The 18,208-nt window shown below is 53.9% G+C and carries 28 protein-coding genes and 1 pseudogene; 24 read left to right on the top strand and 5 right to left on the bottom strand.

The annotated features are described in order from the left end of the window. The 13 genes and pseudogenes from B9Z42_RS13320 to B9Z42_RS13260 form a co-directional block, all read left to right on the top strand. Positions 1–126: pseudogene (locus B9Z42_RS13320) on the top strand (elongation factor Tu); the annotation flags it as partial. A 13-nt stretch (positions 127–139) separates the two neighbouring features. Continuing rightward, positions 140–454, top strand: a complete 315-nt coding sequence (gene rpsJ, locus B9Z42_RS13315) for a 30S ribosomal protein S10 (RefSeq protein WP_100133892.1) — start codon at positions 140–142, stop codon at positions 452–454. 194 nt (positions 455–648) lie between these two features. Next, entirely contained in the window at positions 649–1,314 is a 666-nt protein-coding gene (gene rplC / locus B9Z42_RS13310; RefSeq protein ID WP_100133891.1) for a 50S ribosomal protein L3, read from the top strand. Next, a complete protein-coding gene (gene rplD / locus B9Z42_RS13305) occupies positions 1,314–1,934 on the top strand; it encodes a 50S ribosomal protein L4 (RefSeq protein ID WP_100133890.1) in 621 nt (206 codons plus the stop codon). The genes rplC and rplD overlap by 1 nt, the downstream gene beginning before the upstream one ends. Further along, positions 1,931–2,257, top strand: a complete 327-nt coding sequence (gene rplW / locus B9Z42_RS13300) for a 50S ribosomal protein L23 (RefSeq protein WP_100133889.1) — start codon at positions 1,931–1,933, stop codon at positions 2,255–2,257. The genes rplD and rplW overlap by 4 nt, the downstream gene beginning before the upstream one ends. Before the next feature lie 2 nt (positions 2,258–2,259). After that, positions 2,260–3,084 carry a 50S ribosomal protein L2 gene (rplB, locus tag B9Z42_RS13295; RefSeq protein WP_100133888.1) on the top strand — a complete coding sequence of 275 codons (825 nt, stop codon included), beginning with the start codon at positions 2,260–2,262 and terminating at the stop codon, positions 3,082–3,084. A 10-nt stretch (positions 3,085–3,094) separates the two neighbouring features. Continuing rightward, the gene (rpsS, locus tag B9Z42_RS13290) at positions 3,095–3,373 is read left to right on the top strand and encodes a 30S ribosomal protein S19 (protein WP_100133887.1); all 279 of its coding nucleotides are present in this window, start codon (positions 3,095–3,097) and stop codon (positions 3,371–3,373) included. A gap of 9 nt (positions 3,374–3,382) precedes the next feature. After that, positions 3,383–3,712 (top strand): 50S ribosomal protein L22, encoded by a 330-nt coding sequence (rplV, locus tag B9Z42_RS13285; protein ID WP_100133886.1) that lies wholly within the window; start codon positions 3,383–3,385, stop codon positions 3,710–3,712. A 15-nt stretch (positions 3,713–3,727) separates the two neighbouring features. Then, positions 3,728–4,612, top strand: coding sequence for a 30S ribosomal protein S3 (rpsC, locus tag B9Z42_RS13280; protein WP_100133885.1), 885 nt, complete (start codon positions 3,728–3,730; stop codon positions 4,610–4,612). Positions 4,613–4,614: 2 nt separating this feature from the next. Next, positions 4,615–5,031 carry a 50S ribosomal protein L16 gene (gene rplP, locus B9Z42_RS13275; RefSeq protein WP_100133884.1) on the top strand — a complete coding sequence of 139 codons (417 nt, stop codon included), beginning with the start codon at positions 4,615–4,617 and terminating at the stop codon, positions 5,029–5,031. A 17-nt stretch (positions 5,032–5,048) separates the two neighbouring features. Continuing rightward, a complete protein-coding gene (gene rpmC / locus B9Z42_RS13270) occupies positions 5,049–5,255 on the top strand; it encodes a 50S ribosomal protein L29 (RefSeq protein WP_100133883.1) in 207 nt (68 codons plus the stop codon). 9 nt (positions 5,256–5,264) lie between these two features. Next, the gene (rpsQ, locus tag B9Z42_RS13265; protein WP_100133882.1) at positions 5,265–5,534 is read left to right on the top strand and encodes a 30S ribosomal protein S17; all 270 of its coding nucleotides are present in this window, start codon (positions 5,265–5,267) and stop codon (positions 5,532–5,534) included. A 92-nt stretch (positions 5,535–5,626) separates the two neighbouring features. After that, entirely contained in the window at positions 5,627–6,133 is a 507-nt protein-coding gene (locus tag B9Z42_RS13260; RefSeq protein ID WP_100133881.1) for a peroxiredoxin, read from the top strand. A 100-nt stretch (positions 6,134–6,233) separates the two neighbouring features. On the opposite strand, the gene B9Z42_RS13255 is transcribed toward B9Z42_RS13260, so the two are convergent. Beyond that, the gene (locus tag B9Z42_RS13255; protein ID WP_100133880.1) at positions 6,234–6,917 is read right to left on the bottom strand and encodes a cytochrome b/b6 domain-containing protein; all 684 of its coding nucleotides are present in this window, start codon (positions 6,915–6,917) and stop codon (positions 6,234–6,236) included. A 103-nt stretch (positions 6,918–7,020) separates the two neighbouring features. Here B9Z42_RS13255 and B9Z42_RS13250 point away from each other — a divergent pair, with 103 nt between their 5' ends. Beyond that, positions 7,021–7,473, top strand: a complete 453-nt coding sequence (locus B9Z42_RS13250) for a cytochrome c (protein ID WP_100133879.1) — start codon at positions 7,021–7,023, stop codon at positions 7,471–7,473. Positions 7,474–7,575: 102 nt separating this feature from the next. Here B9Z42_RS13250 and B9Z42_RS13245 read toward each other — a convergent pair whose 3' ends face one another. Continuing rightward, a complete protein-coding gene (locus tag B9Z42_RS13245; RefSeq protein ID WP_100133878.1) occupies positions 7,576–8,823 on the bottom strand; it encodes a CaiB/BaiF CoA-transferase family protein in 1,248 nt (415 codons plus the stop codon). A gap of 100 nt (positions 8,824–8,923) precedes the next feature. On the opposite strand from B9Z42_RS13245, the gene B9Z42_RS13240 reads away from it, so the two are divergent. The 5 genes from B9Z42_RS13240 to ptsP are packed head-to-tail and all read left to right on the top strand — an operon-like array spanning position 8,924 to position 13,203. Next, entirely contained in the window at positions 8,924–9,460 is a 537-nt protein-coding gene (locus B9Z42_RS13240; RefSeq protein ID WP_158235963.1) for a hypothetical protein, read from the top strand. Next, a complete protein-coding gene (locus B9Z42_RS13235) occupies positions 9,457–10,704 on the top strand; it encodes an MFS transporter (RefSeq protein ID WP_100133876.1) in 1,248 nt (415 codons plus the stop codon). The genes B9Z42_RS13240 and B9Z42_RS13235 overlap by 4 nt, the downstream gene beginning before the upstream one ends. Before the next feature lie 42 nt (positions 10,705–10,746). After that, the gene (locus tag B9Z42_RS13230; RefSeq protein WP_100133875.1) at positions 10,747–11,196 is read left to right on the top strand and encodes a PTS sugar transporter subunit IIA; all 450 of its coding nucleotides are present in this window, start codon (positions 10,747–10,749) and stop codon (positions 11,194–11,196) included. Beyond that, the gene (locus B9Z42_RS13225) at positions 11,165–11,434 is read left to right on the top strand and encodes an HPr family phosphocarrier protein (protein ID WP_100133874.1); all 270 of its coding nucleotides are present in this window, start codon (positions 11,165–11,167) and stop codon (positions 11,432–11,434) included. Before B9Z42_RS13230 ends, B9Z42_RS13225 begins: the two co-directional genes overlap by 32 nt. Positions 11,435–11,442: 8 nt before the next feature. Continuing rightward, on the top strand, positions 11,443–13,203 hold the full coding sequence (gene ptsP, locus B9Z42_RS13220) for a phosphoenolpyruvate--protein phosphotransferase (protein WP_100133873.1): 1,761 nt from the start codon (positions 11,443–11,445) through the stop codon (positions 13,201–13,203). Here the strand turns inward: ptsP and lipA are convergent. Genes lipA through B9Z42_RS13205 form a run of 3 tightly spaced genes read right to left on the bottom strand, consistent with a single transcriptional unit; the run spans position 13,200 to position 15,230 of the window. After that, a complete protein-coding gene (gene lipA / locus B9Z42_RS13215; protein WP_100133872.1) occupies positions 13,200–14,198 on the bottom strand; it encodes a lipoyl synthase in 999 nt (332 codons plus the stop codon). The two genes, ptsP and lipA, sit on opposite strands and share 4 nt — an antisense overlap. A gap of 33 nt (positions 14,199–14,231) precedes the next feature. Beyond that, positions 14,232–14,912: a lipoyl(octanoyl) transferase LipB gene (gene lipB / locus B9Z42_RS13210; protein WP_100133871.1), complete on the bottom strand. Its 681-nt coding sequence runs from the start codon at positions 14,910–14,912 to the stop codon at positions 14,232–14,234. A gap of 6 nt (positions 14,913–14,918) precedes the next feature. Continuing rightward, on the bottom strand, positions 14,919–15,230 hold the full coding sequence (locus B9Z42_RS13205; protein WP_100133870.1) for a DUF493 family protein: 312 nt from the start codon (positions 15,228–15,230) through the stop codon (positions 14,919–14,921). Between the two features lie 370 nt (positions 15,231–15,600). Between B9Z42_RS13205 and B9Z42_RS13200 the strand changes: the two genes are divergently transcribed. From B9Z42_RS13200 to B9Z42_RS13180, 5 genes are read left to right on the top strand one after another with little or no spacing between them, the layout of a single operon-like run. Next, positions 15,601–15,948, top strand: a complete 348-nt coding sequence (locus tag B9Z42_RS13200) for an ATP synthase subunit I (protein WP_233203647.1) — start codon at positions 15,601–15,603, stop codon at positions 15,946–15,948. 25 nt (positions 15,949–15,973) lie between these two features. Further along, positions 15,974–16,852 (top strand): F0F1 ATP synthase subunit A, encoded by an 879-nt coding sequence (atpB, locus tag B9Z42_RS13195; protein ID WP_100133868.1) that lies wholly within the window; start codon positions 15,974–15,976, stop codon positions 16,850–16,852. 51 nt (positions 16,853–16,903) lie between these two features. Then, positions 16,904–17,152, top strand: coding sequence for a F0F1 ATP synthase subunit C (gene atpE, locus B9Z42_RS13190; RefSeq protein WP_100133867.1), 249 nt, complete (start codon positions 16,904–16,906; stop codon positions 17,150–17,152). 36 nt (positions 17,153–17,188) lie between these two features. Next, positions 17,189–17,659, top strand: coding sequence for a F0F1 ATP synthase subunit B (locus tag B9Z42_RS13185; RefSeq protein ID WP_100133866.1), 471 nt, complete (start codon positions 17,189–17,191; stop codon positions 17,657–17,659). Positions 17,660–17,668: 9 nt separating this feature from the next. Beyond that, the gene (locus B9Z42_RS13180) at positions 17,669–18,199 is read left to right on the top strand and encodes a F0F1 ATP synthase subunit delta (protein ID WP_100133865.1); all 531 of its coding nucleotides are present in this window, start codon (positions 17,669–17,671) and stop codon (positions 18,197–18,199) included. The last annotated feature ends 9 nt before the right edge of the window (positions 18,200–18,208 follow it).

Below are 18,208 nucleotides of genomic sequence, written 5' to 3'. Positions count from 1 at the left end.
GGTGACAACGTGTCGATCACTGTGAAGTTGATCCACCCCATTGCGATGGAAGAAGGCTTGCGCTTCGCTATCCGCGAAGGCGGCAAGACCGTTGGCGCTGGTGTGGTTGCCAAGATCATTGCCTAATCGAGGAATTTAAATGTCCTCGAAGCAAAAAATCCGCATCCGCCTGAAAGCGTTTGACTACAAACTGATCGACCAGTCTGCAGCTGAAATCGTTGAAACTGCCAAGCGCACCGGCGCGATTGTCAAAGGCCCTGTGCCATTGCCAACACGCATGAAGCGTTTTGACATCCTGCGTTCACCGCACGTCAACAAGACCAGCCGTGACCAGCTCGAAATCCGTACCCACCAGCGTTTGATGGACATCGTGGACCCAACTGATAAAACAGTGGACGCCTTGATGAAACTCGACCTGCCAGCGGGCGTGGACGTTGAAATCAAGTTGCAGTAAAAACTTTAGTGCAACTTTGGAGTGGGTCAAAAGCCCATTCCAGCCCCCCGCGCCAACGAGTAGTTGCTCTTGGTGCGGTTTTCGCGATATACTCGCGGGCTCTGTGCATTTTGTGCAGGGATTTATCAACCGTCTTTCACGTAAAAACGTAACTGCCAATTGAAGTGGTTGCGGTGAGAGTTTTGGAGAAAACAATGAGTCAAAGCATCCGTTTGGGATTGCTGGGCCGCAAGGTGGGCATGATGCGTCTGTTCACTGATGATGGGGATTCGATCCCTGTCACGGTGTTGGATGTGTCCAACAACCGCGTGACCCAAGTGAAAACCCAGGAAAACGACGGTTATGTGGCCTTGCAGGTCACGTTCGGCGCGCGTAAGGCATCTCGTGTCACCAAGCCTATGGCTGGTCACTTGGCCAAAGCAGGCGTTGAAGCCGGTGAAATTATTCAAGAATTCCAAGTGACTGCTGATGTCGCAGCTAAGTACGCCGCTGGCGCTACGGTGCCTGTGTCTGACGTGTTTGCTGTGGGCCAAAAGGTGGACGTGCAAGGCACAACCATCGGTAAAGGCTTCGCAGGCACGATCAAGCGTCACCACTTCAAGTCGCAGCGCGCGTCGCACGGTAACAGCCGTTCGCACAACGTGCCAGGCTCTATCGGTATGGCGCAAGACCCAGGTCGCGTGTTCCCCGGTAAGCGCATGTCGGGCCATTTGGGTACTGACACTGTGACCACACAAAACCTCGACGTGATTCGCATTGACGAAGCCCGCCAACTGTTGATGATCCGTGGCGCAGTGCCTGGCTCAGCCGGTGGTTTCGTGTCTGTGCATCCCGCTGTCAAAGCCAAAGGAGCGAACTGATGCAAGTCGAACTCCTGAACGATCAAGGTCAAGCTGCTTCGAAATACGACGCACCTGAAACCGTGTTTGGTCGCGAATACAACGAAGATCTGGTTCACCAGATCGTGGTGGCTTACCAAGCTAACGCGCGTCAAGGCACTCGTGCCCAAAAAGACCGCGAACAAGTCAAGCACTCCACCAAGAAGCCGTTCAAGCAAAAAGGTACGGGCCGCGCTCGTGCTGGTATGACGTCTTCGCCTCTGTGGCGTGGCGGCGGTCGGATTTTCCCGAACATGCCTGACGAAAACTTCACACAAAAGATCAACAAGAAGATGTACCGCGCTGGTATGGCTTCGATCTTGTCCCAGTTGGCCCGTGAAGGCCGTTTGGCTGTGGTCGAGTCTTTGACGATTGACGCTCCTAAGACCAAGCTCTTGGCTGCCAAATTCAAGGCGATGAACCTTGAGTCTGTGTTGGTCATCGCTGATCAAGTGGACGATAACTTGTACTTGGCCTCGCGCAACTTGCCCAATGTGCTGGTTGTTGAGCCACGTTACGCTGATCCGCTGTCTTTGGTTCACTACCGCAAGGTGTTGGTGACCAAGGCCGCCATGGACAAGCTCAAGGAGATGTTTGCATGAGCCACGGACAGAAAAAAACCAAATTCGACGAAGGTCGTTTGATGCAGTTGCTGGTCGCTCCCGTCGTGTCCGAAAAGGCCACCATGGTTGCTGAAAAAAGCAATGTCGTCACCTTCAAAGTGCTGCAAGACGCTGCTAAACCCGAGATCAAGGCCGCTGTGGAATTGATGTTCAAGGTTGAAGTGGAAAGCGTCAACGTGGTTAACACAAAAGGCAAGTCCAAGCGTTTTGGTAAGTCCATGGGCCGTCGCGACAACGTTCGCAAAGCTTATGTGACCCTGAAGCCTGGTCAAGAACTGAACATCTCTGGGGAGGCCGCTTAATCATGGCAGTCATCAAGATGAAACCTACGTCGCCCGGTCAGCGTGGCGTCGTCAAAGTTACCCGTGATCACCTGTACAAAGGTGACCCTTACGCGCCGCTGCTGGAACCCCAGCATCAAAAAGCCGGCCGTAACAACAACGGCCATATCACGACCCGTCATAAGGGTGGTGGTCACAAGCATCACTACCGCGTGGTGGACTTCCGTCGTACAAAAGATGGCATCCCCGCAAAAGTGGAACGCATTGAATACGATCCAAACCGTACGGCACACATCGCTTTGGTGTGTTACGCAGACGGCGAGCGTCGCTACATCATTGCGCCTCGTGGTTTGGAAGCTGGTGCAACGTTGATGAGCGGTTCGGAAGCTCCGATCCGTGCAGGCAACACATTGCCCATCCGCAACATTCCCGTGGGTTCAACCATTCACTGCATCGAGTTGCAAGTCGGTAAAGGCGCTCAAATCGCTCGCTCCGCTGGTACTTCGGCCACTTTGTTGGCGCGTGAAGGTACTTATGCTCAAGTGCGTATGCGCTCGGGTGAAGTTCGCAAGATCCATATCGATTGCCGCGCCACCATTGGTGAAGTTGCAAACGAAGAGCACAGTCTGCGCCGATTGGGCAAAGCGGGTGTCAAGCGCTGGATGGGCATTCGCCCAACCGTGCGTGGTGTCGCTATGAACCCTGTGGATCACCCACACGGCGGTGGCGAAGGTCGCACCGGCGAAGGCCGTCATGCTGTTGACCCATGGGGTAACCTGACCAAAGGTTACCGTACCCGTAACAACAAACGCACACAAGTCATGATTGTGTCGCGTCGTAAAAAGTAAGGGGTAACAAATGACTCGCTCTCTCAAAAAGGGTCCGTTTGTTGACCATCATTTGGTAGCCAAGGTCGACAAGGCCATCGCTAACAAAGACAAAAAGCCGGTGAAAACTTGGTCGCGTCGTTCTATGGTTCTGCCCGATTTCATCGGTCTGACCATCGCTGTGCACAACGGCAAACAACACATCCCTGTTTACATCACCGACCAGATGGTGGGCCATAAGCTCGGCGAATTCGCCTTGACGCGCACCTTCAAAGGTCACCCCGCGGACAAAAAAGTCCAGAAGAAATAAGGAAAGACCATGGAAACACGTGCAGTCCTTAGGGGCGTCCGTCTGTCGGTCGACAAAGGCCGTTTGGTCGCGGACATGATCCGCGGCAAAAAAGTTGACCAGGCTCTGAACATCCTGACATTTACGCAGAAAAAAGCTGCCGGCATTGTCAAGAAAGTTTTGGAATCTGCGATTGCTAACGCTGAACACAACGACGGTGCTGACATCGACGAATTGAAGGTGAAAACCATCTACGTTGAAAAAGGTGCCACGCTCAAGCGTTTCACTGCCCGCGCCAAAGGCCGCGGCAACAGTATCAGCAAGCCTACTTGTCACGTTTACGTGACAGTCGGCAACTGAAAGGTATAGGAAGATATGGGACAAAAAATCCACCCCACAGGCTTTCGCCTTGCAGTGAGCCGCAATTGGGCTAGCCGCTGGTACGCGAACAACCGTGACTTCGCTGGCATGCTGGCTGAAGACATCAAGGTTCGTGAGTACTTGAAGGCCAAGCTGAAAAACGCTTCTGTGTCTCGCGTTCTCATTGAGCGCCCCGCCAAAAGCGCCCGCATCACCATCTTCTCGGCTCGTCCAGGCGTTGTGATCGGCAAAAAAGGCGAGGACATAGAGAACCTCAAGCGCGAATTGACAGCCCGTTTGGGTGTGCCAGTTGCCGTCAACATCGAAGAAGTGCGCAAGCCTGAAATCGATGCTCAGTTGATCGCAGACAGCATCACCCAACAGCTCGAAAAACGCATCATGTTCCGTCGCGCTATGAAGCGCGCTATGCAAAACGCCATGCGTCTGGGTGCCCAAGGCATCAAGATCATGTCGGCAGGTCGTTTGAACGGCATCGAGATCGCACGTACCGAGTGGTACCGTGAAGGTCGCGTGCCACTTCACACCCTGCGTGCAGACATCGATTACGCAACTTCTGAAGCAAAAACCACCTACGGCATCATCGGTGTCAAGGTGTGGGTTTACAAGGGCGATACCTTAGGTCGTAACGATCTGCCGGCCGCCGTTGAGCCTCGCGAAGAAGAGCGTCGTCCCCGTGGTCCCCGTCGTGATGCTCGCCCTACCGGTGATCGTCCCGCACGCAGTGGCGCTCGTCGTCCTGTAGGAACCAATGCCGCACCAACGGATGGCAGCGATAAGCCCGCTGAAGCCGCTGATGCCCCATCAACTGCCGTCAAGCGCGTCCGCAAGGTTGCCGCGCCCGCAACCACTGGCACGGCTGCGGACGGTCAAGGAGAATAAGCATGCTGCAACCAGCACGCCGTAAATACCGCAAAGAACAAAAAGGCCGCAACACCGGCATCGCTACCCGTGGCAACACGGTGGCGTTCGGTGACTTCGGTCTCAAGTCAACTGATCGCGGTCGTCTAACGGCTCGTCAAATTGAGGCCGCACGTCGTGCGATCTCGCGTCACGTGAAGCGTGGCGGTCGTATCTGGATTCGCGTGTTCCCTGACAAGCCGATCTCCCAAAAGCCTGCTGAAGTGCGTATGGGTAACGGTAAAGGTAACCCCGAGTACTACGTGGCTGAAATCCAACCCGGTAAGGTTCTCTACGAAATCGTAGGCGTTCCAGAAGAGTTGGCCCGTGAAGCCTTCCGTTTGGCCGCTGCAAAGTTGCCCTTGCGTACCACATTCGTGGCTCGCATGATCGGCCAGTAATTCAGGAGAGATAAGAAATGAAAGCTGCTGAACTGCGCCAAAAAGACGTTGCTGGCATCGAAGCCGAAGTCAAAGAGCTGCAAAAGGCCCATTTTGGTCTGCGCATGCAAAAAGGCACGCAACAACTCAATAACACGTCACAACTGCGTTCTACACGTCGCAGTATTGCCCGTGCTAAAACAATTCTTGCTGAAAAGCAAGCCGCTGCAACACCGGAAGCTTAAGGAGCAAACATGACGGAAGCTAAAAAATCCCTCAAACGCACCTTGATCGGCAAGGTGGTCAGTGACAAACGTGCTAAAACCGTGACCGTGCTGGTCGAGCGTCGTGTGAAACACGCGCTCTACGGCAAGATCGTGGCTAAGTCGAGCAAATATCACGCTCACGACGAAACAGGTGAATATCACTTGGGCGACGTGATCGAGATTACCGAAAGCAAGCCAATTTCGAAGACCAAAAACTGGGTTGCGACCCGTTTGGTCGAGAAGGCCGCTGCGGTTTAAAGCTTTTAGGACCTCGGTCCTGCAAAGTCCTGAAAAACGACCCACAATGTGGGTCGTTTTTCTTTTTGTAATGTTCATTTTTAGGAGCCACCATGATCAAAGTCGGAGACACACTTCCCCAAACTACGCTGATGGAATATTCAGAAGTTGAGGGCGAAGGTTGCAGCATCGGTCCAAATGCCGTTGATGTGGGCAAATCCAGCGCCGGTAAAACCATCGCTTTATTTGCATTGCCAGGCGCATTTACACCAACTTGCTCCGCCAAGCACGTTCCAGGCTATGTTGAGAACTTTGAAGCCTTCAAAGCGGCTGGCGTGGATGAAATCTGGTGTCTGAGCGTGAACGACGCCTTCGTGATGGGCGCTTGGGCGCGTGACCAAAAAGTTGGCGGCAAAGTACGTATGCTGGCCGATGGCAGCGCTGATTTTGCCAAGGCAACAGGTTTGACCCTTGATTTGACAGCGCGTGGCATGGGCTTACGCAGCAACCGTTACTCCATGTTGGTCAAAGATGGCAAGGTCGTGGCGTTGAACAACGAAGGACCTGGTAAATTCGAAATCAGCGACGCCGCCACATTGCTGGCACAAGCGAAGGGCTGAAAAGTCTAGCTCAAGGAAACAGCAAGACATTTAGGCTAACTGATTCAAAAGAAAGCCGCGCTTAAAGCGCGGCTTTTTTATGGATGTCGGCGTTGTGTAGTCAAGTGAGATTGACCAAACGATAAACCAAATAAGCACAGCAACACAGCACGAACAAAGCACCACAGCGGGTAGCGGTGTTGTCTATTGAAGGGATCGTCTCCAAAGGTAAAGATTTATCACCCTTGATCATGGGAACGATCAAATCTTCATGTTTGAAAAATTTATAAAACAACACCGACACAACATGCAAGCCGATTAACAGAAGCAACAAGACTTGACCAATTTCCGTGTGGTATTGCGTGGCCCATCCCACCCACTTGCCCGAGATCAACGCAGTCCATGGGCCAGCTGATGCAATTTCGTTATCACTGCAAAAGCCGGTGACGACTTGTAACAAGACGACGAAAATTAATGCAAGCACAGAGAGCGCACCAAGAGGGTTGTGGCCAACGGCAGGTTCATTGCGATGAGAACGTCGCGTCTTCAGGTAATGCATCAATCGACGAGGTGTCGGCACAAAGTGTGTAAAGCGTGACCAATAACCACCGACAAAACCCCAAATAAGACGGAAAAAAATCAGCGTCAATAGAGCGTAGCCAAAAAAGAAGTGGAAACGCATCAAATCCTCACCCTCATCGCCTGTGATGTACATACCGGCGATAAGTAAGAGAAGGGCCAGATGAAAAACCCGCGTGGGCAAATCCCAAATTCGAACAGCTTCTAAACGTGGGGGTTTTGACATGGCAGACCTTTGTCATCAAAAAAGACAGCGACACATAAAGTACGTAAACTCGGCGTCGCAAGAATTCATTCTAATTTTTTAAATCTACGAAGGAACGACTCCCATGAAAAAAATGCTTTTGACCTTGATCGCTGTCAGCTGTGCGGCGCTCAGTGTTCCAGCTGTGGCTCAATTTGCCAAAGCAGAAGATGCCATCAAGTACCGCAAAGCTAGCTTCACGGTGATGGCTGCCCATTTTGGCCGCTTGGGTGCCATGGCACAAGGCAAAGCCCCGTTTGATGCACAAGCTGCTGCGGCGAATGCTGACATCGTGGCCAGCATGGCCAAGTTGCCTTGGGCGGCTTATGGCGAGGGTACTGATCAAGGCGACACAAAAGCGAAGCCTGAAATTTGGACGCAAGCCGCCAAATTCAAAGAAGCTGCCGATAAATTACAAAGCGAGTCGGTCAAATTAGCCGCAGCAGCTAAGACTGGCAGAGAGGATGCCTTCAAAGCAGCCTTCAATGCGACAGCAGGTACCTGCAAGTCGTGCCACGACGACTTTAGAAGCAAATAAATTCATGCGTCTGAGTTAAAACTCATCGCAGAAATGCAATCAAGAAATCGGGGCACTGTTCTTTGAACGTGCCCCGATTTCACGTTGACGTTAAGACGTAAATTAAATCACTTGCTGATGTCGCAAAGCCGCAATGGCCGACGCATCCAAATTCAGCACCTCTTCCAGAACTTCGTCGGTATGCTGACCCAACGTAGGAGGTGTGATGTCTTGACGGACGGGCGTCACGCTCAGCTTCATCGGGCTGGCGACCAATTCAACAGAGCCAGCCAATGGATGTGCCCAGGTACACACCATGTCTCGGGCTTGGATATGCGGATCGGCAAATACTTCAGCCAGGTTGTTGATCGCGCCACAGGGTACTTTGGCAGCCTCTAACGCTTCAAGCCAATCTGATTTACTGCGGGACAGCATCACAGTTTCCAGAATCGGTACCAAAACGGCGCGATGACGCACGCGGTCTGCATTTTTGACAAACCGTGGATCAATCGCCAAGTCAGGGCGGTTTGCAACAGCGCAGAATTTTGCATACTGGCCATCGTTTCCAACCGCCAAGATCAGATGGTCTTTGGTGCCGTCGGGCATGGGGGCGACTTCAAACACTTGGTAGGGCACGATGTTTTGATGCGCGTTGCCAGCCCGACCGGGCACCTTGCCCTCTTTTTTACCTGAGACCAAATAATTGGCGCCTAAGTTGGCAAGCATGGCAACTTGGGTGTCAAGCAAGGCCATGTCCACTTGTTGGCCTTGGCCGGTTTTTTCAGCGTGGCGCAACGCGGCCAATATAGCCACGGTGGCGTACATGCCCGTGAACAAATCGGCCACAGCGACCCCCACTTTTTGTGGACCGCCACCCAAGTCATCGCGTTCGCCCGTGATGCTCATCAAACCGCCAATGCCCTGTACCGCGTAGTCGTAGCCGGCACGTTCGCGGTAAGGGCCAGTTTGGCCAAATCCCGTCACGCTGCAGTACACCAAACTGGGGTTGAGGGCGATGAGGCTGTTGTAGTCCAAGCCGTAGCGAGCCATGTCGCCGACTTTGAAGTTTTCAATGAACACATGGCACGACTTCACCAACTCACGAATCAGCGCTTGCCCTTGGGGCGTGGCAATGTCGCAGGTCACTGAGCGCTTGTTGCGGTTAGCGCCGAGGTAATAAGCTGCATCGCGTGTGTCGGTGCCGTTCACGTCTTTTAAAAAGGGCGGGCCCCAGCTTCGGGTGTCATCGCCCGCGCCTGGACGTTCAATTTTGATGACGTCTGCGCCGAGGTCTGCCAAGGTTTGGGTGCACCAAGGCCCTGCTAAGACGCGTGATAAATCTAGGATGCGGATGCCGTCGAGTGAGTTCATAGACCGAATTGTCTGATAAGTGACACCTCACAGCCGACATGCAAGTGACACCCTGTCGCTGCGCATGCCCTTCATGCGCATGAGACCGATAATGAACCGCATGAGAAAAATGTGGAAATTCGTGGTGTTCAGTGCGTTCGTGACAAGTTGGCTCGGTTGCACGCCGGCTTTGAATTGGCGTGACGTGCGTTTTGACGACGGCATTGTCAACGTGCTCATGCCTTGCAAGCCTGACACAGGCCAGCGCGATGTCACTTTGAAATCGGGGCCGCGAGATGTGGTGGCAAGTTTGCAAATGCGTGGCTGCGAAGCGAGTGATATGCAATTCACCTTGGGACAAATGACGCTCCCTGCAGACATCACGCCCGCAGAAGCCATGGCCGCATGGCGCTTGGCCAGTTTGGCGCCTTTGGGTGCTGCCGCCGCAGAAGTGCCCGAACAAACATGGACCCTGCGTGGGGCAGACGCGCTGCCTATTCCGGTGCAAACTGTGGTCAAGACCGAGTCACACCATGTGCAATGGGTGTGGTTTGTGCGTGACGGCAAGGTGTATCAAGCCGCCGTTTACGGCAAGCCGCAGGCCTCAAAGTTGGGTGCCGTGGCCGATGAATACTTCTCAGGAATCAAACTGCCATGACCAACGATTTGTTGCCGCGTCGCACCGCTGTGTGGGTCTTTGTGGCCTTCGCCAGCGCCTACTTTTTATCTGCTTTGCTAAGGGCCATAACTGCCACGTTGTCACCCACCTTGTCGGCAGAGTTTGGTCTTCAAGCACGTGATTTGGGCTTGTTGGCAGGGGGCTATTTTTTAGGCTTTTCGTTGACGCAATTGCCGATGGGACGATGGCTCGACAGCCATGGGCCTAAAAAAGTCGTGTTGAGTTTCTTAGGCGTGGCTGTTCTGGGAAGCTTGGCCTTTGCGTGGGCCGATGGTTTTATGGGTTTGCTGTTGTCCCGCGTACTCATTGGCGTGGGCGTGAGCGCCTGTTTGATGGCGCCGTTGACGGGATACCGGCGTTGGTTGGTACAGGACAACCAGCAACGCGCCAACTCTTGGATGCTGATGACGGGCTCATTTGGCATGTTGGCGTCTACGTTGCCGGTGCAGTGGTTGCTGCCTGTCGTGGGTTGGCGCTGGATTTTTGTAGGCTTGGCCTTGCTGGTGTTACTGTCGATGGCGTTGATGGCGTGGCGTGTCCCGCGTTGGCGTCTGCCTGAACCTGCGATCGACGCGTCAACAGCACCAGCGGTTGCGGCCAAGGAGGGCATCTTGGCCAGCTATGCCCAAGTTTGGCGACACCCCTACTTTCGCAGCCTGACACCGATGGGTTTTTTCAACTACGGCGGCTTGATTGCGATGCAAACGCTGTGGGCTGGGCCTTGGATGGTCAAGGTGGCGGGTTACAGCGCCTTGGAAGCGGCCACGGGTTTGTTTTGGATCAACGTTTGCATGCTGTTCACGTTTTTGGTCTGGGGCCTCGTGACGCCGTCGCTGTATGCGCGTGGTTTGAATGCGAACAAGCTGATGACGTGGGGCGTGCCCCTGAATTTCTTGGTTCAAATTTACATCGTGGCCGCAGGCGTTGATGCGGGCGCGCTGTCTTGGGCGCTGTTTTGCATCAGCAGCTCTTTTGTCTCATTGGCTCAGCCTGCGGTGGGCATGGCGTTTGCACCTGCCGTAGCTGGACGCGCGTTGTCTGCCTACAACTTGGTGTTGTTCTTGGGCGTGTTTGTGGTGCAGTGGGGCATGGGCCTGATGATCGATGGCTTTCGGGACGCAGGCTATGCTGAGCCCATCGCGTTTCGGGCTGCCATGGCTGTCTTCTTGGCCAGTTGCTTGCTGTCTTATGGCTATTTTTTAAAGCACAAATTAGACGCTTGATAATGCAGGACTAGACTTTCTAAACGTGCGCCCGCAGACCTTATGACCCAACGCATTCTGATCATCGCCCATGCACCTTTGGCAAGCGCCTTGCGCGACTGTGCCTTGCATGTGTACCCCGAGTGCGCGGCGACCTTGATCGCACTGGATGTGTTGCCCAACGCGCAGCCGGAAGACACCTTGGCGCAAGCACTCCAAGCCTTGGGCGATGCGCAAGGCGAAGGCCTGTTGGTGCTGACCGATATCTTTGGCGGAACCCCCGCCAATGTGGCCCAAAAGCTGGTCACTCACCATGGCAACGCCAAGCTCATTGCAGGTGTCAATTTGCCTATGCTTTACAGGGCGGTGTGCTACCGCCATGAATCTTTAGAAGCATTGGTCACGCGCGCCCTGGTAGGCGGCACCCAAGGTGTGATGCAAGTGGGCATCACGGCTCCTCAAAATCAAAACCGTCGAATCCATGATCAAAACCACCACGACCATCATCAATAAATTGGGCCTGCATGCCCGTGCCTCAGCCAAGCTCACCAAACTCGCGGGTAGTTTTTCATGCGAAGTCTGGATCAGCAAGGGCGAGCGCCGCGTGAATGCCAAAAGCATCATGGGCGTCATGATGCTGGCTGCTGGCATTGGCAGCGAAGTCGAACTTGAGACGGATGGCACCCAAGAGCAAGAAGCCATGAGCGGATTGTTGGCCTTGATCAACGACAAGTTCGGCGAAGGCGAGTAAGCGACGCCATGACCTTCTCCATCCACGGTCTTGCAGTTGCGCGCGGCATTGCCATTGGGCGTGCGGTGCTGGTGGCATCCAGTCGCGTGGATGTGGCCCACTATTTCATTGAAGAAGCGCAGATTCCAGCGGAGTTGCTTCGCTTGGCGCAAGCCCGTGATGCGGTGTTGTATGAGTTGCAGCAGCTGCATGACACATTGCCCAAAGATTCGCCCCCCGAGCTAGCTGCAATTCTTGAGGTGCATTTGATGCTCTTACAAGACGAAATGCTGGCCGATGGCGTGAGCCAATGGGTCAAAGACCGGCTCTACAACGCCGAGTGGGCGTTGGCATCGCAGCTCGACGTCGTGGCCCGTCAGTTTGACGAGATGGATGATGTGTATTTGCGCGAGCGCAAGGGCGATTTGGAGCAAGTGGTTGAGCGCATGTTGCGTCACATCAAGGGCGTGCCGCATGTGGTGCCTCAAGCGTCACCAAAGCGTGCCGCCTCGGCTCGCCAACAAGACTTGCAGCTCGATGACGACTTGGATGTGCCTTTGGTGCTGGTGGCGCACGATTTGTCGCCAGCCGACATGTTGCAATTCAAGCAAAGCGTGTTCACTGGCTTTGTGACCGATGTGGGTGGTAAGACCTCGCACACCGCCATCGTGGCGCGTAGTTTGGACATTCCTGCGGTGGTCGGTGCACGCACGGCCAGTCAGTTGGTGCGGCAGGACGACTGGATCATCATTGATGGTGACGCGGGTGTCGTGATCGTCAACCCGTCCTCCATCATCTTGGCGGAATACGGCTTCAAAAAGCGTCAAACCGAATTAGAGCGCGAACGACTTTCGCGTTTGCGTCACACGCCCGCCGTGACGATGGACGATCAACGCGTGGAGCTGTTGGCCAACATTGAAATGCCTGAAGATGCCCCTGCCGCCTTGGCCGTGGGCGCGGTGGGTGTGGGCTTGTTTCGCAGTGAGTTTTTGTTCATGGGACGCGTGGGGGCCTTACCCGACGAGGAAGAACAGTTTCAGGCCTACCGCCGAGCCGTAGAAGGCATGCAAGGTTTGCCCGTGACCATTCGCACCGTGGACATTGGCGCCGACAAACCCTTGGAGCGTGCACACAAAGAAGACACACACTTGAACCCAGCCTTGGGGCTGCGTGCCATCCGCTGGAGCTTGGCTGACCCGGCCATGTTTTTAACGCAGTTGCGCGCGATTTTGCGCGCGGCGGCTTTTGGTCAAGTGAATTTGCTGATCCCAATGCTGGCGCATGCACGCGAGATCAAACAAACCTTTGCCTTGCTGGACCAAGCGCGCGCGCAATTGGATGCCCGAGGTGTGGCATTTGGCCTTCTCAAGGTAGGCGCGATGATCGAAATTCCGGCTGCCGCGTTGAGTGTGAAGATGTTCTTGCGCCACTTCGACTTTTTGTCCATAGGCACGAACGACTTGATTCAATATACCTTGGCCATCGACCGCGCAGACGAGTCGGTGGCGCATTTGTATGACCCCTTGCACCCAGCTGTGCTTCACTTGGTGGCAGGCACCATTGCCGAATGTCGCGCCCAAGGCAAGGGCGTGAGTGTGTGCGGCGAGATGGCGGGTGACCCGGCGCTTACAAGGCTGTTGCTGGGTTTGGGCTTGAGGAGCTTTTCCATGCACCCCACACAAATCTTGGCGGTCAAGCAAGAGGTGTTGAGGGCCGATGCCTCGCGTTTGCAAGGCTGGGCGCAACAGGTCATGGCCAGCGATGAGCCGGCTGAGTTGATGGGCGTTTAAGCTTTAGAAGCTTCCGATGCGGCATGGGCTTGTTGGTCCGCGTGGTAGCTTGATCGAACCATGGCACCGACAGCAGCGTGGCTGAAACCCATCTCATAAGCCTTCTCTTCAAACATCTTGAAGGTGTCGGGATGCACGTAGCGACGCACAGGAATGTGGCTGGTGCTAGGTGCTAAGTACTGGCCGATGGTGAGCATGTCGATGTTGTGCGCACGCATGTCTTGCATGACTTGCAAAATTTCTTCATCCGTTTCGCCTAAGCCCACCATCAAGCCACTTTTGGTGGGCACGTTGGGATGGAGCGCTTTGAATTTTTTGAGCAAGTTCAAGCTGAAGGCGTAATCGCTGCCGGGGCGTGCTTCTTTGTAGAGGCGTGGCACGGTTTCCATGTTGTGGTTCATCACATCGGGCGGCGCGGCTTTCAAAATCTCAAGAGCGCGGTCGTCGCGGCCGCGGAAGTCGGGCACCAAAATTTCGATTTGTGTTTGAGGTGACAACTCGCGTGTGCGGCGGATGCAGTCCACAAAGTGTTGGCTGCCACCGTCACGCAAATCGTCGCGGTCCACGCTGGTGATGACCACGTATTTCAGCTTCAACTCGGCGATGGTTTTGGCCAAGTTTTCAGGTTCGTTCACGTCGAGCGGATCAGGCCGGCCGTGGCCGACATCGCAGAAGGGGCAGCGGCGTGTGCATTTGTCGCCCATGATCATGAAGGTGGCGGTCCCTTTGCCGAAGCATTCACCAATGTTGGGGCAGCTCGCTTCTTCGCACACGGTCACCAATTTGTTGGCGCGCAACACGTCTTTGATTTCATAGAAACGCGTAGTAGGCGAGCCAGCTTTGACGCGGATCCAGTCGGGCTTTTTCAGCACTTCGCCTTGCTCGACTTTGACCGGAATTCGTGAAAGTTTGGCGGCGGCTTTTTGTTTGGCCAACGGGTTGTAGTTTTCGACGGTTTGCACGTCGCGCACGACGAGATTGTCAGGGGTGGACATAAGAATAGAGCCTGTGTTGGAGGCCTTGTGGGTTCAGGGCGTCAGATAGGTGACGAGCTTTTGGCTCAAAACATCAGCGGCGTCTTGCCAGCTGACCGATACACCGATTGTAGAAAGGTCGACGGTTTGCAGGCCTTGGTAGCCACAGGGGTTGATGCGTTGAAAGGGCGATAGGTCCATGGCCACATTGAGCGCAAGGCCGTGGTACGTGCAGTGGCGGCTGACTTTGATGCCCAAGGCTGCAATCTTGCCGAGTCCGGTGAAGTCGGGTGTTTTGTTGCCGTCTTTTTGCGGACGTTGCGTCAGCATGGCGTGGCTGTGCGGGTCGTCTAGGCGAACATAAATCCCCGGCGCGCCTGACACGCGATGGCCTGTGACGCCAAAGTGCAGCAGGGTGCGAATGAGGGCTTCTTCTACGCGGTGCACATATTCTTTGACGTAATAGCCCGCGTGCTGCAAGTTCACCAGCGGATAGGCCACCACTTGGCCCGGGCCGTGGAATGTGACTTGCCCCCCTCGATTGGTAGCAATCACGGGAATGTTGCCTGGGGCGAGCAGGTGGTCGGCACGACCCGCCAGGCCTTGGGTGAACGTGGGCGGGTGTTCGCATATCCAGAGCGCGTCAGGCGTGTCAGCGTTTCGCTCTGCGGTCCATGTTTGCATGGCTTCGTACGTGGGCAAGTAGTCCACCAAGCCCAAGTTGTGAACGTGCATGGTGCGTTAAAGGACGACTTTGACCATGGTGTGAGTCGACAGTGCGCTGTACAAACCATCGAGCTGTTCGCGACTAGTGGCGGTCACGGTGATGGTGACGCCCAAGTATTTGCCGCCAGAGCTGGCGCGTAGTTCAATCAGTGCAGCATCAAAAAACGGGTCGAACATTCGTGCGACCTGCGTGACGGTGTGCACGAAGTCCTCATGTGCGAGCCCCATCACTTTGATGGGAAATGCACTGGGGTACTCAATGAGCGAGTCTTTGCGTGCGGCCGCGTTGGCTGCAGGATCTTGGGGAGGGTGAATGGATGCACTCATGAGTAAGCTAAGCCTGTGAGGGTGCGAAGGGCAGTGTTGAGATGGCTTTCAGTATGCATGACAGAACCTTAAGGGTGGAGAAATCGGCATCTTCCTAAAAGCGCAGACTGTCGTACGAACTGAAATGCAAGGTTTTATGTGAGATTTATAAGGGCTTTGATGCCGTGCGGGCAAAGCCAAGGGGTTTCTACGTATAATAATGGGCTGTGCTGATTTAAGTTTCGTAACTTCGGTGTAATTTGGGATGAATAAAATCTCGGCTGAGCTTGAAGGTGAGGCTCTTGAGTCTGAATTCAAGCCCTTGACGCCTCAAGAGGCGCAAGTCTGGCGAGCAAAGAATTCAACCACGTCACCGTGGCGAATTTTGACCATGCAAGTCGTGGTGGCTGTTGTGTCGGCTGCCATTGTCGGGTTGGTCACTGATCGCCCTGCATGGGCTTGGTCGATGGCGTGGGGTGGTTTTTCTGTGATTCTTCCAGCGTTTTTGTTTTCAAGGGCGTTGGTGAGGCAGATGAGATTGGTTTCATCCAAGGCTGCTGTGCTGAGCTTCTTTGTTTGGGAGCTAGTCAAGGTTGTCTTGACTGTGGCGCTTCTTTGTGTGGCGCCCAACGTGATTTCAGGGTTAAGTTGGCTGGCGCTGATTGCTGGCTTTGTGTTGACGTTAAAAATGTATTGGTTGGGGTGGTATTGGTCAGCAATACGCAGTCGATCGGTATAAAAGTTTTAAATTGAAATGGTGAACTATGTCTGCTGAAAACGCTGGAGCGCACGCTCCGACGGCTGGAGAGTACATCCAGCATCATTTGCAACATTTGCAAAAAAACTTTGCATTTGAGAACGTGAAGCAAGAGGGTGTTGTTGACTTTTCGCTTTACAACTTCGACTCGATGGTTTTCTCCGTTGTGTTGGGTTTGTTGGGTTGCTTGGTCATGTGGGCTGCGGCTCGCAAGGCCACCTCAGGCGTTCCAGGCCGTTGCCAGGCTGCCGTTGAAATGCTTTTTGAGTTGGTTGAGAACCAAGCCAAAGGTGTGATTCACAACGAAAAAAGCCGTAAGTTAATTTCTCCCTTAGCGCTCACGGTGTTTGTTTGGATTTTCCTGATGAACGCCATGGACATGTTGCCCTTGGATTTGATTCCGCAAATTTGGCACACGGCTGGTCCTGCTTTGGGGTTCAAAGACTACATGCGTGTTGTGCCTACTGCTGACTTGTCCACGACTTTGGGTTTGTCAACGTCTGTTTTGTTGATCTGTTTGTTCTACAACATCAAGATCAAAGGTTTGGGTGGTTGGGCGCACGAATTGGTTGCTGCGCCTTTTGGTGACCACTGGGCGCTGTATCCGATTAATTTCTTGATGCAGATGATTGAATACATTGCAAAAACCGTGTCGCATGGCATGCGGTTGTTCGGCAATATGTTTGCGGGTGAATTGGTGTTCATGTTGATTGCCCTGATGGGTGGCGGCTGGGCGCTGTCGGCAACTGGTGTTGGTTTGGCTGTGGGCCACGTCATCACTGGCACGATTTGGACCTTGTTCCATATCTTGGTGATCACCCTGCAAGCCTTCATCTTTATGATGTTGACGTTGATCTACACAGGTCAAGCGCACGACGCACATTGATGTAATTTTTTCAGTTTTCGTTTTTTCTTTTCAAAACTTTAGGAGCTTTTCATGGAAAACATTCTCGGCCTCGTGGCATTGGCTTGCGGTTTGATCGTTGGTTTGGGCGCAGTTGGCGCTTCAATCGGTATTGGTTTGATGGGTGGCAAGTTCCTCGAGTCTTCCGCACGTCAGCCTGAGTTGATGAATGAATTGCAAGCCAAAATGTTCATTTTGGCTGGTTTGATCGACGCTGCGTTCTTGATCGGTGTGGCTATCGCTTTGCTGTTCGCGTTCGCAAACCCCTTCGTTCTGAAGTAATTTGAGCCCCCTTCACGTAAAAGAAGGACTTGAATCGTGAACATTAACGCAACCCTGTTCCTGCAGGCCATTGTTTTTGCAATCTTGGTTTGGTTCACGATGAAATTCGTGTGGCCTCCCATTGCTGCTGCTCTTGATGAGCGCACGGCAAAGATTGCACATGGTTTGGCTGCTGCAGAACATGCCAAAATTGAACTCTCCAATGCGCACAAAGAAGTGGAATTGAAGCTGGCTGCAAGCCGGAACGAATCCACGACGCTGTTAGCTGATGCAGAGCGCCGCGCCCAGCATTTGATCGACGAAGCCAAGGTTCGCGCCTCGGAAGAAGCGAAACGAATTGTGGCTGCCGCTCATGTAGAAGCAGCACAAGAAGCCGTGAAAGCCCGTGAAGCCTTGCGTGAGCAAGTTGCTGCGCTGGCTGTCAAAGGCGCTGAGCAGATCCTCCGCAAGGAAGTCAATGCCAGCGTCCACGCCGACTTGTTGGGCCGCTTGAAGACAGAGCTGTAAGAGGAAAATATGGCTGAACTCGCCACCATTGCCCGACCTTACGCTGAAGCTTTGTTCCAAGCATCCAAAGCCGACCTAAGCGCTACTGCTGCATGGTTGGAAGAACTCGCTCTCATTGCAAGCAATGCGCAATTGATGCAATTTGCTGACAACCCAAAAGTCACTTCTGAACAAGTGTTCGGTTTGATTCTGGGTGTGGTGAAAGCGAAGTTGTCGCCTGCCGCACAAAACTTTTTGCACGCCGTGATCGACAACGGACGATTGAGTGCATTGCCCGAAATGGCTGCTCAATTCCGCCAGCGCGTGAATGCACAAAGTGGTACGTCAGACGCCTTGGTTTACAGCGCGTTTGACATTGACGCAGCGGCTTTGGCCGATGTGACCGAATTGCTGCAAAAACGTTTTGGCCGAAAGCTCAACGTTTCTGTGACGCTTCAGCCTGAGCTGATTGGCGGCATTCGCGTGGTGGTGGGTGACCTCGTGCTCGACACGTCGGTCAAAGCCCGTTTGGATCAAATGAAAGTTGCGCTAACTGCCTAAGCCTATGGC

The organism is Limnohabitans sp. B9-3, assembly GCF_002778325.1.
Classification (GTDB): Bacteria; Pseudomonadota; Gammaproteobacteria; order Burkholderiales; family Burkholderiaceae_C; genus Limnohabitans; species Limnohabitans kasalickyi.
The sequence above is the reverse complement of the archived record's forward strand: the minus strand, read 5'-3'. Positions and strand labels throughout refer to the sequence as shown.